The organism is Pontitalea aquivivens (assembly GCF_046507575.1).
Taxonomy (GTDB): domain Bacteria; phylum Pseudomonadota; class Alphaproteobacteria; order Rhodobacterales; family Rhodobacteraceae; genus Pontitalea; species Pontitalea aquivivens.
The window spans coordinates 1-246 of sequence record NZ_JBKFEY010000152.1; the positions used below are offsets into that span (position 1 = coordinate 1).

At 59.8% G+C, this 246-nt stretch carries 1 pseudogene; it reads left to right on the forward strand.

From position 1 onward, the window contains the following. A pseudogene (locus ACK8OU_RS20605) lies at positions 1 to 216 on the forward strand (IS256 family transposase); the annotation flags it as partial. Positions 217 to 246: the final 30 nt, after the last annotated feature.

Genomic DNA, 246 nt, shown 5'->3' on the forward strand with positions numbered 1-246 from the left:
TCAAACCCGATCGAGAGCACATTCGCGACCGTCCGGCACCGCACGACACGCACCAAAGGATGCCTCAGCCGCAAGACCGGGCTGGCCATGGCCTTCAAGCTGATGATGTCGGCGCAGAAAAAATGGCGAAAACTCGACGGCCAAAACCGCCTGCCCGAGATCATCCAAGGGGTTGAGTTCCGCGACGGTCTCCGTCACCTTCAAGCCGCCGCCTGATCAAGCGTCACCAACTTCTGCGCATAACTC